The 14,989-nt window shown below is 48.0% G+C and carries 12 protein-coding genes; 10 read left to right on the forward strand and 2 right to left on the reverse strand.

Annotation, left to right across the window (positions count from 1 at the left end; genetic code table 11):
* The first annotated feature begins 199 nt into the window (after positions 1-199).
* The 7 genes from K9W43_10120 (at position 200) to K9W43_10150 (ending at position 8,399) form a co-directional block, all read left to right on the forward strand.
* Positions 200-1,405 carry a glycosyltransferase gene (locus tag K9W43_10120; protein MCF2137573.1) on the forward strand — a complete coding sequence of 402 codons (1,206 nt, stop codon included), beginning with the start codon at positions 200-202 and terminating at the stop codon, positions 1,403-1,405.
* A complete protein-coding gene (locus K9W43_10125; protein MCF2137574.1) occupies positions 1,386-2,573 on the forward strand; it encodes a radical SAM protein in 1,188 nt (395 codons plus the stop codon). The genes K9W43_10120 and K9W43_10125 overlap by 20 nt, the downstream gene beginning before the upstream one ends.
* 43 nt (positions 2,574-2,616) lie before the next feature.
* A complete protein-coding gene (locus tag K9W43_10130) occupies positions 2,617-2,856 on the forward strand; it encodes a HypC/HybG/HupF family hydrogenase formation chaperone (protein ID MCF2137575.1) in 240 nt (79 codons plus the stop codon).
* Positions 2,857-3,316: 460 nt separating this feature from the next.
* Positions 3,317-4,183 (forward strand): hypothetical protein, encoded by an 867-nt coding sequence (locus K9W43_10135; GenBank protein ID MCF2137576.1) that lies wholly within the window; start codon positions 3,317-3,319, stop codon positions 4,181-4,183.
* Positions 4,184-4,268: 85 nt separating this feature from the next.
* Complete coding sequence (locus tag K9W43_10140; protein ID MCF2137577.1) at positions 4,269-4,958, forward strand: polyprenol monophosphomannose synthase; 690 nt, start codon at positions 4,269-4,271, stop codon at positions 4,956-4,958.
* A gap of 22 nt (positions 4,959-4,980) precedes the next feature.
* Positions 4,981-7,062: a DUF2029 domain-containing protein gene (locus K9W43_10145; protein ID MCF2137578.1), complete on the forward strand. Its 2,082-nt coding sequence runs from the start codon at positions 4,981-4,983 to the stop codon at positions 7,060-7,062.
* A gap of 59 nt (positions 7,063-7,121) precedes the next feature.
* Positions 7,122-8,399 (forward strand): glycosyltransferase family 4 protein, encoded by a 1,278-nt coding sequence (locus K9W43_10150; GenBank protein MCF2137579.1) that lies wholly within the window; start codon positions 7,122-7,124, stop codon positions 8,397-8,399.
* Between the two features lie 11 nt (positions 8,400-8,410).
* On the opposite strand, the gene pyk is transcribed toward K9W43_10150, so the two are convergent.
* The gene (gene pyk / locus K9W43_10155; GenBank protein MCF2137580.1) at positions 8,411-9,838 is read right to left on the reverse strand and encodes a pyruvate kinase; all 1,428 of its coding nucleotides are present in this window, start codon (positions 9,836-9,838) and stop codon (positions 8,411-8,413) included.
* A gap of 142 nt (positions 9,839-9,980) precedes the next feature.
* Between pyk and eno the strand changes: the two genes are divergently transcribed.
* The 3 genes from eno to K9W43_10170 all read left to right on the forward strand — a co-directional run bounded on the left by eno (position 9,981) and on the right by K9W43_10170 (position 14,159).
* Positions 9,981-11,279, forward strand: coding sequence for a phosphopyruvate hydratase (gene eno, locus K9W43_10160; protein MCF2137581.1), 1,299 nt, complete (start codon positions 9,981-9,983; stop codon positions 11,277-11,279).
* 3 nt (positions 11,280-11,282) lie between these two features.
* The gene (locus K9W43_10165; protein ID MCF2137582.1) at positions 11,283-12,524 is read left to right on the forward strand and encodes a 2,3-bisphosphoglycerate-independent phosphoglycerate mutase; all 1,242 of its coding nucleotides are present in this window, start codon (positions 11,283-11,285) and stop codon (positions 12,522-12,524) included.
* A gap of 114 nt (positions 12,525-12,638) precedes the next feature.
* Positions 12,639-14,159, forward strand: coding sequence for an oligosaccharide flippase family protein (locus K9W43_10170; protein MCF2137583.1), 1,521 nt, complete (start codon positions 12,639-12,641; stop codon positions 14,157-14,159).
* Positions 14,160-14,800: 641 nt separating this feature from the next.
* Here K9W43_10170 and K9W43_10175 read toward each other — a convergent pair.
* Positions 14,801-14,989: hypothetical protein (locus K9W43_10175; protein MCF2137584.1), on the reverse strand; the 189-nt coding region annotated here is incomplete at its 5' end.

Here is a 14,989-nt window from a genome sequence, read left to right on the forward strand (position 1 = left end):
ATAAAACGATGTAGATCTCCACTTTCCAAGAATCAAAGTAGGAACCTTCCTCTTCCTTTTGTTATGTGGATATATCCTCGAACATCATTGCTCCATTTCATTGGCCATGATGCGTATTTTGTGGCTCACAATCGTTCGGTTCATTTTCATTTGAATGCAAGCCAAACCTTTTTGGGGCGGCAGCCTCTGAGTCTATTTGATGATCGCTGTTGCCATGATATCGCCATTACCTCCCCAAAAAACAGGGGAATCAGAATACAGTGCGTCGTTAATTACAGAGCTTGTGCTACGACAAGTTCATGTCTTGGCGATAGCTGGACCTGAGGCTCATCAACTTGATTGCAAAGGTGTCACAACATTTCCGATTTGGAATGGCCGGCAGCTGACCTATCCCCTGAGAATTGCCAGTTTTCTCAGACGCCACCGTCCTCATATCTTGCATGTTCAGTTCGGTCCTGATGGTGCAGTCTATGGTGGCTTGTGGGGCGAGATCATGCTCATTCTTCTCATCATTGCTCGGCTTATGGGAATCAAGACTACCGTCACCCTTCATAGTACTTGGATGCCTGAGCAGGTGACTCAGCGAGTACGCACATATCCACGGCTCGGTCGTCTTGCGATATTTGGTGCTGCGTTCTTCAGGCTCTATATGAAATTACTCAACTGGGGAACACATACGATTCAGCTTTCAACAGCCAAAATAGGGTCAACGTTACGAAAGCGCTTTCTGGATGAATATGGCATCAGCGAAGAGAAAGTCCTAGAGATTCCACATCCCTGTAAACGGATAGACCGGAGAATCAAACCTGCCGATGCACGAAGGCAACTTGGCCTCGAGGGGCGTGACCCGCTATTGATCTTCGGTTTCATTCGAAGGGGGAAAGGGATTGATATTGCGCTTCGAGCTATGACCGAGATTGTGCAGAGGCATCCCTCCAGTCTGCTTCTGGTAGCAGGCTCTCCATTAGGCGAGGACGGGGCGGCCTACCTGAGAGAAGTCCAGCGCCTCACGCAGGAGCTGGGACTCGATAAGGCCGTTCGGTTTGATACGGAGTTCATTCCATCAGAACGAGTTCCTCTCTATTTTGCAGCATCTCGTATCATCCTACTCCCATACGATGAGAGTGTTGGTGCAAGTGGTCCCGCTCACAACTATGCGGGTTATGGTGTTCCCATTGTCGCGGCGGATGTTGGTTTCCATATGCGCGAGGCTCTAGGTGGTAACATTGTCCTCTTCAAGAACCGTGATTCTGCGGATCTTGCCATCAAGGTCTCAGATCTCCTTGGCGACCCGGAGCGCTGTTTGAAGATCGGTACTGCTCTTCGTGCCTATAGTCTGGGTGAGGGCTGGTCTGTTGCAGCGGAGCGGACTCTGGAGAACTATCGTGTCACGCTTGGTAAGTGATGGTTTCATCAGAGGCTCAGTCTTCATAGTTCTTTTAACACGAGATGCCGATAGTATTCACAATATGTGGCGTTATCTGCGACCTGATGCTTCTGCAATATGGCACGACTCAGAGATCATACGTCGGTTGAGTCGATACAAGGGAATCATCGATGGTACGCGGTGGCCCAAATATCAACTTGCTAAAGATATCAAGTGCCCGATAGGTCTAGACCTGTCTACTGATGAATTATGGTCCATGCATACCAAGCTCTCCGCCGAGTTCAGAGACTATGTTCTCTCTGTGGACCAAGGTGATGAGCGCAGAAAGTGCGATGATGACTCCACCCCTAGCTTCTTAGATCTCAAGGTCGAGCTTGCTAATCGTATGCTCAGGTCCTGCTATTTCTGTGAGCGAAACTGCGGTGTGGATCGTTCTCGGGGTGAGATGGGCTGGTGTCGTCTTGGTTCCGAGTCCAGAGTGGCATCGGCATTTCTTCATACAGGGGAGGAGGCGCCCCTCGTTCCCAGTGGCACGATCTTCTTTGCCTCTTGTTGCTTTGGTTGTGTCTTCTGTCAGAATGATGATATCTCAACAAATCCTTACGCTGGGCGGGTTGTATCCCCATCGGAACTGGCACGACTTGCAGATTCACTTGCCCAAGATGGAGCTCTGAACATAAACTATGTCGGTGGCGATCCAATTCCTAACACTCATACGATCTTGGCCTCTCTTGTGCATCAGACTGCTGATGTGACTCAGCTCTGGAACTCCAACCTCTACTGCTCTGAGGATACAATGCGTCTGCTCATGGATGTGTTTGATGTGTGGCTTCCGGATTTCAAGTACGGGAATGATGCGTGTGCTCTTCGCCTGTCAGGAGTCCCCAAGTATTTTGAAGTCGTGTCGCGGAATCACCTTATGGCCTACCAGTCCGGCGAGGTGATCATACGTCATCTTGTCATGCCTAACCATCTCGAGTGTTGTACCTATCCGATCCTTGACTGGGTGGCGAAGAATATGCCCAATTGTCTTGTGAACATCATGGGGCAATATCGCCCGGAGCACAAGGTTCGTAGGTCCCCTCAGAAATATCCAGATATTGCCCGATTTGTTCGGCGTGAAGAAGTTCAGGCAGCACGGGATTATGCTACAGATCTTGGGATCTGCTGGAGTCCAGTGAGCTAACAGTCACTTCACAAGATTCTAAAACAGTTCTACCATCTGGTGCATGATTAAAATGTGTCTTGCAGTGCCTGGTCTTGTCTTGGCTATCGATGGCGATTACGCAGAGGTCGATTTTGGTGACGTGAAGAGGCGTGTCTGTGTGACCCTTCTGCCCAACCTCAAAGTCGGAGAATATGTGATTGTCCACACTGGTTATGCGATTGAGAGCATGAAACCCGAAGAGGCAAAGAAGACACTCGCACTGTTCGAGGAGATGGCACGGATCTCTGAAGGCCAAAAATAATTTTCCTGTATTGATATCCAACATTATAGTATCTGATTTAATGCAAGCTTCGATTAGCGTATAGTTCTGTGGCTTAGAGACCGATATTCATATTTATTTTCCAATATCTGTAGAGTCGCGGTAATCTCTATAAGATAAAACTGTAAAACAGAGTATAGCACGGTAGGCAGTGGACTAAGTCCCATTGCATCTCACTACTATCTTGTTTGAGGTGACTGCCTGCCTTTTCCAATTTCTTTATGGTCTGTTGTCCACGATAGGTGTTCACCAACCTATGCAGTATTGGCCGTTATATTTGGAATACTAGAAGTTTCGAAGTCGAGTTCATTTTCATCATGAGATTACACATGGTTTTGGTTCAAATTATTATTAGTATTTACTGGGTCATATCTGAGGTTTGCAAATGTACTTGGACAAATAGCTTTTTTTCTGAATGATTTGGTCACTATGATTGATTATTATGACCGATACACTTGATTCCATTATGGCTGAGATCCGTCAACGAATTAATACAGATGACACTACAACTCCTGTTTCCAGTGAAGAGGTTCAAAATCTCATTCGCAAGACAGTAGTAGTGATGCCTGCGGGTGGTAAGGGCGAACGAATCCGGGCCGAGACTGGTAGTCATGGGATCAACAAGGTCATGATCAATGTTGATGAGTCCGAGAGTATGATTGAACGGACCATTAGAAACTATGCTGAGATCGGTATCAAGAAGTTCGTCATTCTCACAGGTTTTCTTGCCGAGAGAGTAGAAGAGCATCTTGGTGATGGCTCTCGTTGGGGGGTTGAAATTCGGTATTCGCAGGATCCTGATGGACGAAAGGTGGGGAATGCTGGTGCAATACTCCACGCATTGAATAATGGTGCAATCGATGATACTTGCACATCTATCATCCACAACCCGGATGACATGATTATTGGGATGAAACGCCCCTATGGCGAAGTCTTCTTGGAGGGTCATATTCGTGCACGAAAGAATGACTGTATTGCCACATTCATAGTGGTTCCTGAGACCCCGTTTCAGTACTCTGGCCTTGTCATCGATCACGGTCGAGTACGCGATATCGCAAAGTACCCTCCAATTGCTGTTCCTGCTCACACTGGAATCACTGTCTTTGGTCCAGAGGTCTACGAGTATTTCAGAAAGCTGGTCTCTCTTGAGGTTGAATCTTCCTTTGAGAATGTGGTGGCTCCAGTTCTGGCTAAGGAGGGTCGTCTGTTTGCAATTAACATTCCCTCCGGGACTTGGTATCCTGTCAATGATGGAAAGGGCCTTCGCCTAGCTAAGGAGGCTTTGGCACGAACTGGTGAGATTCATTGAGTTTTCTCGTTTCAGGCAACTTCATTAGGACTAAGATGGATTACTTCGAAGGCATTGCGGTTGCGTTTGATGAAGGCGATAGATAATGAGATGTTCTGTGATTATCCCCACCCTCAACGAGGAAGGTAACATTCAGCAGTTGATTGAATCGATATATGCGCAATTGAGTCCTGATGAGACAGACATCTATATCGTTGATGATGATAGTAAGGATCGGACACAAGAGATAGTCACTACTCTAACTCGCAAGTATCCGCGGCTTCACCTGATCGTGCGAAAGGGGGAACGTGGTCTCGGAACAGCCGTCCGTTTGGGGGCAACCCATGTTCCTGATGGCCCTGTTGTTGTCATGGATGCGGACTTCTCTCATGATCCACGCTTTATTCCCGCATTACTGAAAAAGGTCCGAGAGGGCTTTGATATCGTGGTTGGATCAAGGTATGTTACTGGTGGTCGAATTATCGGCTGGACGGGCCTACGAATTGCTATCAGCAAAGGTGCAACGATGATTGCTCGAATCCTTCTCCGTGTGCCACTGAAAGATCCAATGAGCGGTTTCGTGGCATGCAGTTCGCCCAAGATCCTTGTTGACAGTATCAAGCTCGCAGATTACAAACTCCTGCTTGAGATTGTGGCACGAAATAAGAACTTGCGAGTGACCGAGGTGCCTATCGCTTTTCGGGATCGAACAAGGGGTCAGAGCAAGCTCGGGAGTCGAACCCTCTTTCTTTATGTACTTCTAGTATTTCGATTACTGTTTATGCGGCAGAGTTAATCTGTTATGGCTGGTGGTCTTAATGGTCACAATGGACATTACTACATGGAAACGATATCCCGATCTCATAGTTGTATTGTCTATTGTGATCAACGTCGTGCTTGTCATATTTCTCCGACTGGCTGGAAGCCGAATGTACCCCTTCTTTTTCCTGTTCTATATCTGGGTCGCCATCTATGCTGTTTTTTTGGCTACAGTTCTCTTTTGGCAACGGAGGAACCAGCAACCTCTCATCACAGGTCGCATATCCATTGCGCTCACTCTTGTTCTCCTTATCATTGTCCGATTCATATTTCTTGGCCAGACCGAGACCATCTCTCTTGATATGTTCTGGTATCTTGATTTTGGTAAGTTCATGTTAATGGGGAAACTTCCCTACTCGGGTTTCTATTTTCCCTATCCTCCCTTTTTCGCCTACTTTATCTACGCGATCTCACTGGTTGCTCCCACAATCGACAGTTTTCGTGTGCTTGCGACTCTTGCTGATGTTGGTGTGGCCTTTCTGTTATGGAAATTGGCAGTACGGCACGCGAATGAACAGTGGGCTTCACTTGTAGTTCTTGCCTATGCATTGCTCCCCGTGTCCGTTATCGAGTCGGGTTGGAATGGGCATTTTGAACCACTTGCAAATTTGTTTCTTCTACTTGCTATATGGTTCATGCTCAGTGAGAAGTCGATCATGTCGGGTATGTCATTGGGTCTTGGTACTGCCACAAAGATCTATCCGGGGCTTCTATTTCCGATTATACTCTTCTATTTCCATGGCTGGCGTAATCGTTTGAAATTTACCTTTAGTACAGTGATCACAGGTGTGATTACTTATCTTCCTATCCTATTCTTATCCGCCACAGAGGCGAGTCATGAATCGTCATTCGCTGTTGGTGGTGCCTCCACAACGATTGCTTCTTTCTCATTGCCCTTGTTTCTGAATGGTGTGGTTGCAAGTATTACTCCCGTCACGGTGCTCATAGGTGTGAGTGTTCTGATTGGAATTGTTACGGTGTATAGGTTTTCGTCACATCCAAACAAGACTGATTGCACCTCTCCTTATTATTGGACTGTATTGTTGCTTGGGATCACCCTTGTTCTTCTAGGACTTTTTGTGGGACTCTATCCGTTATTTCCACAGTCCCGTTTTGTCTTCTGGAGATATCCTCTTGATATCGGTGTGGTGCGCGGAGTCACAACTCTCTCAGTTGGTCTGGTGGTCATTGGAATATCGTTCAAACACTGGTGGCGGAAATCGACTGAACCGATAGATCACCTCTCTTTACTGTTCCTTGTGTCTGCGACCATTCTACTCCTCCTTACTCTCTCACGGAATGTATTCTATGGCTGGTACCTCTTATGGTCCCTCCCGTTGTTCTTTCTGAACAAAAAACGAACCCTTGCACTCACCATCATCTTATGTCTTCTTCTTCTCTATCCGAGTTATACACACGACAACTTTCAATCCTTGGGATACAATGAGCCACATCAGTGGACTGATGATCTCTCATCTACCGAGGGCTGGTCAATTTTTGTCAATACCTCGGCAAGTGCAGTCAATCGTTCTCAATTGTCTGCCAGTGTTTCTACTGATGCTACCGAATTGCATTTTGGGTTCAACGCCTCTCTTGTCAAGAATTCAACCCTACTGCAAAACGTTAGTATCTCCTATACGAAGCATGTTCTCTTTTCGTTTAACGACGAATCGGAATTTGCTGTGCGTGTTGCCTCAGCCTGGGATCCCACATTTGGGGCCTATGCAGAGTTCTCTCTCTCGTTTGTCGGAATGAATGCCAATAATGAATCTATTAATGGGACCATTGTGCCACGTACAACACTGTTTACGAATCTCACGACGGTGCTGTGGCGCTATGCATTTCTCACAGAGAATCCACTAGAAGATGGCGGTGTTGTTCAGAGTCTGACTATCACAGTTTATCCGCTTCAATCCGTAAGTTCGGAATACGTGATTGATCAGATGTATACCACTTATGCGGGACCCATTAACCCTCTCTATTTTCTGACCATCCCCAATCTCGTGGCTATCTCATTAATAGCGTACGTAATTCTGCGGTATGAATCGGATGAGGAACAAGATGAAAGTGTTGTATGTTAAGTGCAGTTTCCGCACAATCTATATCGATATAGAGCACCAAGTATCCTAGGCGATACTTAATGATGCCCTCTGGTCGGATACAAAACCTCACAATTTTTGTTGAACACTTTCCACCTTTTCTGGGATCCGATCGGACCATATTCGAGCTTGCCCGGCGTGTTGCAGACCGTGGAATTCATGTCCATTTCATTGCGACCCAACCACTACGTTACCTTGTGGGAGGACGGCCTGATGACTGGCCTTACAAGAAAAATTGGTCCGGCCACCCTAAGACCGTCCATCCTAATATCACGGCCGAATATCTTCTTGTCAATAAGCATATGGAATCGATGTGGCACAGATGGCCCCCCTTGGCCCTTTTGTTGACAATCTTCCTATTCACGCTCTATTCTTTGCGCCCAATCATCCGTCACCACAGTGATCTTGTTATTGCTGCACATGCTACTCCCATCTGCGGTGTAGTTGCATTTATCTCTGCAAAATTGACTTTCAGGAAACTTTTGATGGGCTGCCCTGACTGGATGTCAGCTTACGCAGCTGGGCTCATCGGTTCATCAATGAGCAGCCTAGGTCCGGTCTTGCTTCAACTACTTGAAACTCGGCTCTACAAGTGGTCTGATCGAGTGGTGACTGTGACCAAGCATCTCAAGCGTCTGCTTGTTGCTAGTGGTGTGCCGGCTCGGAAAATAGCCGTCATTCCGAATGGTGTTGATCCTGACCTGTTTTCGCCCTCTGTTGACACATATGAGATCAAGCGTAAATATCGCCTCGAAGATGTATGTGTCGTCTTCTTCTCAGGCCATCTTGAGGAGTGGGCCGGTTTGTCTGTACTATATGATCTTGCGATTCGACTCGATGAGGAATATCCTGAATCGCGTCTTCTACTTGTTGGTTCTGGTGACTCGATTGTGACGCTCTTTGAACGGCTGGTGAAAAAGAATCTTGGTCATATGCTAATTCATGCGGGATTGCATCCATACAAGGATATGCCCAAGTTCACAGCAGCAGCAGACATTTCACTATGTATCTTTCCTGACACTCCCGTGGCACATGCGGCCTCCCCTCTCAAGATCTTTGAGTACATGGCATCTGGATCAGCCATTGTCGCAACTGCACTGGCTGGCACTCGCGAGGTATTGCAAGAGGATGCAGGTATTCTTGTTCCCCCTGATAATACGGATGCATTATGTTCAGCTGTCATCAGACTTTGTAAAGACAGGGATTTACGTAAACAGATGGGACAGAGGGCTCGGCAGCTTGCTGAGACCCAATTTTCATGGAAACATCTTGCGAAGTGCTTTGCTGATGAGTGCTATCGTGCAGTTGCATTGGCCTAGTCCAAAACACATCATTCCACAAGGTCACGAACATGAAACAGTGCCATAATGTTTGTTCTGCCGGGAATGTGTCTGGTCCCAGAAGTAAATACGACATCTTTGTCCTTCTCAATAAGTCCTTGTTTGTACGCGATTCGCACCGTTTCTTTAACGAGATCGTCCACGTTGTCGATGTCCTGCTCGTAATAGACTGGATGCACACCCCATAGTAGTCGAGAACGCCTCATCACTCGTACATTCGCAGTCACGGCAAAGATATGAACTGGTGGCCGGTACTTGGAGATCCATCTTGCAGTGAATCCACTTCGTGTCGCAGTGATGATGCCTCCGACCTTTTCGGGGATAAGACAAACAGTATTGTACACCAGAGTGCCGATGATCTCCACAATCATCTTCCTTGGTGACGTTATTGTGAGAGGATCGATTGGTGGAAGGGTTTCCTCAACTCGCTTGACTATCTTGTTCATCATTACGACAACGCCTACAGGATCCTCCCCCACTGCGGTCTCCCCGCTGAGCATCACTGCATCGGCTCGATCTAAGATTGCATGCGCTACATCGCTCACCTCTGCACGGGTCGGCATCTGTTCATGAGTCATTGACTCCAGCATATGCGTTGCAACAATGACCGGACGCGCCCACATGTTTGCTTTTTTGATGAGTTCTCTTTGCAATACTGGAACATCTTCGATTGGGACCTCAATGCCGAGGTCTCCACGGGCAATCATAATACCTTGTGACTCTTTGACGATTGCATCAAAATTCTCGACGGCCAGTATATGCTCGATCTTACTGATAATGCTGGCATCCCGTGGGCCATTTGCATCAAGGACTCCTCTGATGCGGCGTATCTCTTCCGGACTGGTCACAAAGGACAGTGCGATGAGGTCTGGTTCCAATTCCGCAGCGAGATCGAGGTCTCGGAGGTCCTGCTCGGTGGGAATACCGCAAGAGAGTTTGATTCCCGGTACATTGACTCCTTTTCGGCTTGAGATCGGTCCCCCATGAGTGACCTCTGTCACAATCTCCTCCCCCCGAATCTCTTTGACCCTAAGCCTGACGATTCCATCATTGACCGCTATGGTGTCACCAACTTTAACATCTTGGGGCATCTCCTTATGAGATACAGAGACCCTGTGACCATCGCCAACAAAGTTCTCTGTTGAGAGGATCAATTCATCTCCACGGGTGAGTGTGACTGGTGCCTTGAGTTCGCCAATCCGAATCTTTGGACCCTGCAGATCAAAGAGTATTGGAATGGTGTCATCGATAGAACGAATGAGGTTGAACGTCTTCTTTGCGGTCGGATGATCTGCGTGCGACATGTTGAGTCTTGCAACGTCCATTCCTGCTTCTATCATTCCCTCTAGCACTTCACGTAATCTCGAGGCTGGACCTATTGTACATACTATCTTGGACCGTGTTCTATCGAATATCATATTTTCTTCCTCTTGCGTCTTCAATGTGCTCATTACGTTTTAGTCATTCTGTCATGGGCCTTGACCCGATAGATTAGCATAAATGCAACTTACGCTATTGACATGGTTGTTTGAAGGACAATGAGTTGCGAGATGAATATGGATGGTAAAATTTGAAAAAATTCATGCAATTGAGATTCTGGACTCACGTGGAAACCCTACACTTATGACGAAGGTCTATCTCTCTGATGGTAGTATTGGTGTGGCAAAGGTACCTAGTGGTGCATCCACAGGTGTGAACGAGGCTGTTGAGCTTCGTGATGGTGGTAATCGATACGGTGGTAAGGGTGTTTTGCGAGCTGTTGAAAATGTGAATGGCCCCCTTTTTGATGCTGTAAGATCGGTTGACCCATTGGATTTGCACGCTGTAGATGCGGCTCTTATTGAGGCGGACTCGTCCAAGAGCAAGAGCAAACTTGGAGCAAATGCAATCCTCTCCATTTCAATGGCGACTGCAATTGCGGCCGCACAGCATCTGGATATGCCTTTGTTCAAGTTCATTCGGACCCACGTTCTCAAGAGAGAAGAAAAGTACCTGCAACCAGTTCCTCTGTCCAATGTGATTAATGGTGGGGCTCATGCTGGTAATGATCTTGCAATTCAGGAGTTCAAGATTTTGCCTGTGGGTGCCAGTGATATTCGAGAGGCTGTCCGCGTTCTCAGTGAAGTCTATCACACATTGGGAAAGAATATGATTGCAAAATACGGCCGCATGGCAAAACATGTCGGTGATGAGGGTGGTTTCTGTGGTTTTGGATTGAAGTCCACACAAGACGCCTTCGAGGAAATGGTACGTGCAATCAGCGACGCTGGTTACTCCCCTGGTGACGATGTTGTTCTTGGTATTGATGCAGCGGCAAGTGGGTTCTATAATGATGGGACCTATTCAATTGATGGTAAGACATTAAGCGCTGGCGAGCTGCTTGATCTTTACATTGACTTGGAGAAGACGTATCCTCTGAAGTCCGTTGAGGATCCATTCGATGAGGCTGCATTCTCTGACTTTGCTGAGTATACTAAGAAGACCAAGGTTCAGGTGATCACAGACGATCTCACTGTTTCCAATCCCGGTATTGTACGTAAAGCGGTTGAGATGAAGGCTGGTAATGCATTGCTTTTGAAGGTGAACCAGATTGGGAGTGTTACTGAGGCGATCGAGGCGGCAAAGATCGCAAACACTGCCGATTGGCCTATTGTCGTGAGCCACCGTAGTGGCGAGACTGGTGATACTTTCATTGCTGACCTCTCTGTGGCTCTGTCAACAGGCCAGATCAAGACTGGTGCTCCTGCACGGAGCGATAGGGTGGAGAAATACAATCGTCTTCTTGAGATCTACGATATCCTGAACGGTGATTGTGGCTATCCCGGCCATGATTTCAGAACTGCATGGAGGAACTACTAAGACATGACTGACAAGCGAACCGCAATACTTGTCGTGCTTGATGGTGCCGGAGACCGTTTAATCCCGGAACTTGGAGGCCGTACCGCCTTTCAAGCTGCAAAGACCCCCACTTTAGATCGGCTTGCCCGTGAGGGGCAGACTGGTCTCATGGATGTCATTGGGCGTGGCATGACCCCTGGAAGTGATACTGCGCATCTTGCTCTCTTTGGGTATGACCCCTCGACGACCTATCCCGGGCGTGGACCGCTGGAGGCTCTCGGGGCAGGGATGGACTCTCAGCCGGGTGATGTCGCGTTCCGAGCGAACTTTGGCACGGTGGAATCGGATCTTACTGTAATTGATCGCCGGGCGGGACGTGACATCTCTCAAGAAGAGGGGCGAGTCCTTCAGGAGGCCCTTGATGGAATGCAGATCGAGGACGTGACGGTTCGCTTTGTCCATACAGTCGAACATCGTGGGGCTCTTGTTCTTCGAGGTGCAGGACTGTCGGCCGATATCAGTGATGTTGACCCTCATGAGGTCGGGAAACAGGTCTTAACGGCAGAACCTCTAGACCCTGCGGCTGAGAAGACTGCTCGGGTCGTCAATACATTTGTCCGCGAGAGCTACAAGCGCCTTAAGGACTTGGAAGTGAATCAACAGCGTATCAGTCGTGGAAGACCTCCGGCCAATATTGTGTTGCTGCGCGGACCCGGAAAGCACCAAGACATTCCCACTATGAAAAAGCGGTATGGTATCAAGGCGGCTGTACTTGCTGGAGGTGCTCTCTACATTGGTACTGCGCGATATGTTGGAATGGATCATATTCATGTAGACGGTCAGACAGGTACAATTGATACCAACTTTGACAACATCGCGGCCAAGGCTATCGAAACCATTCAGTCCGGGTATGACTACGTTTTCATTCACATCAAGGCGACTGACAATGCGAGCCATGATCACGATTACAAACAAAAGGTTCTGGCTATCGAACGTACCGATGCCATGCTGGGCAAGATTCTGAGTGCAGTCGAGGACTCGGTCGTTGTTGCTGTGACTGCGGATCATACGACTCCGGTTTCGGTCGGTGAACATACCTGCGATCCCGTTCCCATAGTACTCTGGAGCAATTTCATTCGTCCCGATGATGTCACTGCCTTCTCTGAGATTGATGCCGCTCATGGTGCTCTCGGGTATCTGCGTGGACTGGATGTGACTCCACTTCTGCTAGGCTATGCTGGCCACATTCACAAGTTTGGCTCGTAGAATGCATTCATTGTCTTTGGTACATTCGACACTTAGGACTTGGTACTCTCGAACCGACCGAATCTTACTTAGGGAGTTGTCACCTCATAAGGCTGACAATCCAAGAATGGTGAGATGATGCTCGAAGACCGTGCGACTGAGGTTCGCGGCACAACAACCTTTCTTAGTCAGTCGATCATATCCGGAGTCTTCCGCGTCGTCAATATCATGATCCTTACCCGCCTGCTTCTGCAGCAGGAGATGGGTCAGATCGCAGTCCTGGGCATCATCTATGGTGTGATGCAGTTTCTTGGTGCTGTCGGTCTGAACTACGCATCACCGCTTGTCGTTCCGGAGGAGGAGTTTCATGGTCGCCTCGATCGAGTGAAGGGTTTTCTGAGGCGGTCAGTCAGCCTGATACTTACATCCTCTGCAATCCTAATTCTGCTCGTTGTCGGTATTGCTCCCTATCTGATCTCCTCGACTATACTAAGCTCTCAATTGATTCTTCTTGTCGCTCTCATCTGCCCCTTCTCCGCATTAGAGGCCTTCTTGGACTCTTTCTTGCTTGCCCGGTATCAGGTCCGTCATCTTGCGGCTGGTCGTATCCTGTTTGATATCACTCGAGTGCTTGCCACAGTCTCGCTTGTCATCATGGGTTTTGGGATCATTGGTGTCGTTGTGGGGTGGCTTCTCGGTGAACTTGCAGCAGTATTCGTCTTTGGACTGGCCGCGACTCGACCATTGAAGGTAAAGAGTTCACCCATTGACATGCGTCCTGTGCTTGCCTTTGCACTTCCCAGCCTGCTGTTTCAGACAGTAGATGTCACGATTCAGAACACAGACCGGATCATCCTGCTTGTCATAACCGATCTCTCCTCTCTCGGTGTCTATGATGTGCTTCTCGGAATCCTCTTCATGATGAGTTTCGTTTCGCTGGCCGTGTCTACTGCTCTCTATCCTGTGTTGACAAAACTTCGCCTCAACCATACCGCCGAGGGTGATTTACGTGGTTTCGGTGATGCCGTGGGAATGCTCTTGCGTTATATCATCATGCTTCTTCTCCCTGTCGCCATCATCGCTGCGCTGAACGCTCATATCATCATTCAGGTACTCTTTGGGGCCTCTTATGCGAACTTTCCAAATGCATCACTTGCGTTCTCACTCTTGCTCCTGTCATATGCAGTGTGGGGGATTGTCTATGCACTTCATACGGTCCTACGGTCAATGGGCGAGTCCCGGTTCTTTCTGCTCGCTGGACTTGGGATTATTGTCTTTGAGATCATGGCCTGCTGGTATTTGACATCCCTCTATGGGTTGCTGGGATCCGCAATCACCCGCTCGTTGTACATCATGCTCCTTCTGATCCTGTCGCTTGCCAGAATCCGACAACATGGGATTCGCGGGATTGGTCGTGTGTCGGTTTCGGTCGCCAAAATCGGCTTTGCGTCAGTCATATCTGGTGTCTTTGTATGGTGGATTGCACCTGTATCGTTCCTGAGTCTTGTGATCTGGTTGGGTGCTTCATTGGGCATTTATGTTGCTCTGTTATTCTTGATTCATGAAGTGAACCCTCTTGACTTTCAGGTTGCTCGTCATCTGTTGCCGTTGCGATTACAGGGTCTTGCCAACTGGATTGAACGGAAGTATCTATGATCCCAAGTAACACCCGATGTTCCTCATGTAATGTATCTCGTTATCCCTTGAAATCACTGATTGAGGTTCATCGAGTGACCTTGTTCTTGGCACAATTGACGTAGTAGCTGGCTACCTATTGAAGACAAATGTCCGTCTTTCCCACACTGTGATATTCGGCTCCCCTTTGTTTCAATCTCTTTCTGATTAAATACATTCCGTCCATCTATGATGATTGGCGTTTGGATGAACTACTTTAATCGGTCTAAATCAATATGAAAATAATTCTGTGTTTGGTTATGAGAACGATGCAGTTTGTCCCCTCGGATGTATTGTACAGGTCACGCTCGATTTCATGTCTTGGGCGCACTCAGTCCCGAACGTAAGGATCCTGAAGTTCGAGCATCGCTCCCTTTGGAATCAAGCCATCCAAGCTAGGCCTACCACGCCCATGGGACGAATATGATAACAAAGTACAGACGAATGGCGAAGCATACAGGCGACAAGGGAGGATATTGTGGCTTCAAGTTTATGTTATCACACGACACGTTGGAGGAAATCATTAGTATGAGCCAGAAAGTTGGCTGGCACATAAGCAACGTGTACACGAGGAACCTGTTTGCACACATGAGTCTTTCGAGATTCACAAGAGCGATGTAGAATCACAGAAGATGTAGGACTTTGTACCACCACTTTTGGGACACCTCCTTTTTTATCTTCGCCTTACTCTTCGCTGGATCCTCCTCACACTCCAGTACAGTTCCCCCGGCACACGGTTCAGCAGGGAGGTGTGCGGCCGCTCCTTGTTGTAGTACTCCAGGTACTCCTCCAGGCACAGCCCGAGCCGCTCC

This window comes from Candidatus Thorarchaeota archaeon, from assembly GCA_021498125.1.
In the GTDB taxonomy this organism is placed as follows: domain Archaea; phylum Asgardarchaeota; class Thorarchaeia; order Thorarchaeales; family Thorarchaeaceae; genus B65-G9.

Excerpts from the sequence above, each read along its gene's own strand:
- pyk (MCF2137580.1), bottom strand. The coding sequence starts at position 9,838 with ATGATATTCGATAGAACACGGTCCAAGATAGTATGTACAATAGGTCCA.
- K9W43_10140 (MCF2137577.1), top strand. The coding sequence starts at position 4,269 with ATGAGATGTTCTGTGATTATCCCCACCCTCAACGAGGAAGGTAACATT.
- eno (MCF2137581.1), top strand. The coding sequence starts at position 9,981 with ATGGTAAAATTTGAAAAAATTCATGCAATTGAGATTCTGGACTCACGT.
- K9W43_10135 (MCF2137576.1), top strand. The coding sequence starts at position 3,317 with ATGACCGATACACTTGATTCCATTATGGCTGAGATCCGTCAACGAATT.
- K9W43_10120 (MCF2137573.1), top strand. The coding sequence starts at position 200 with ATGATCGCTGTTGCCATGATATCGCCATTACCTCCCCAAAAAACAGGG.
- K9W43_10165 (MCF2137582.1), top strand. The coding sequence starts at position 11,283 with ATGACTGACAAGCGAACCGCAATACTTGTCGTGCTTGATGGTGCCGGA.
- K9W43_10170 (MCF2137583.1), top strand. The coding sequence starts at position 12,639 with ATGATGCTCGAAGACCGTGCGACTGAGGTTCGCGGCACAACAACCTTT.
- K9W43_10150 (MCF2137579.1), top strand. The coding sequence starts at position 7,122 with ATGATGCCCTCTGGTCGGATACAAAACCTCACAATTTTTGTTGAACAC.
- K9W43_10145 (MCF2137578.1), top strand. The coding sequence starts at position 4,981 with ATGGTCACAATGGACATTACTACATGGAAACGATATCCCGATCTCATA.
- K9W43_10130 (MCF2137575.1), top strand. The coding sequence starts at position 2,617 with ATGATTAAAATGTGTCTTGCAGTGCCTGGTCTTGTCTTGGCTATCGAT.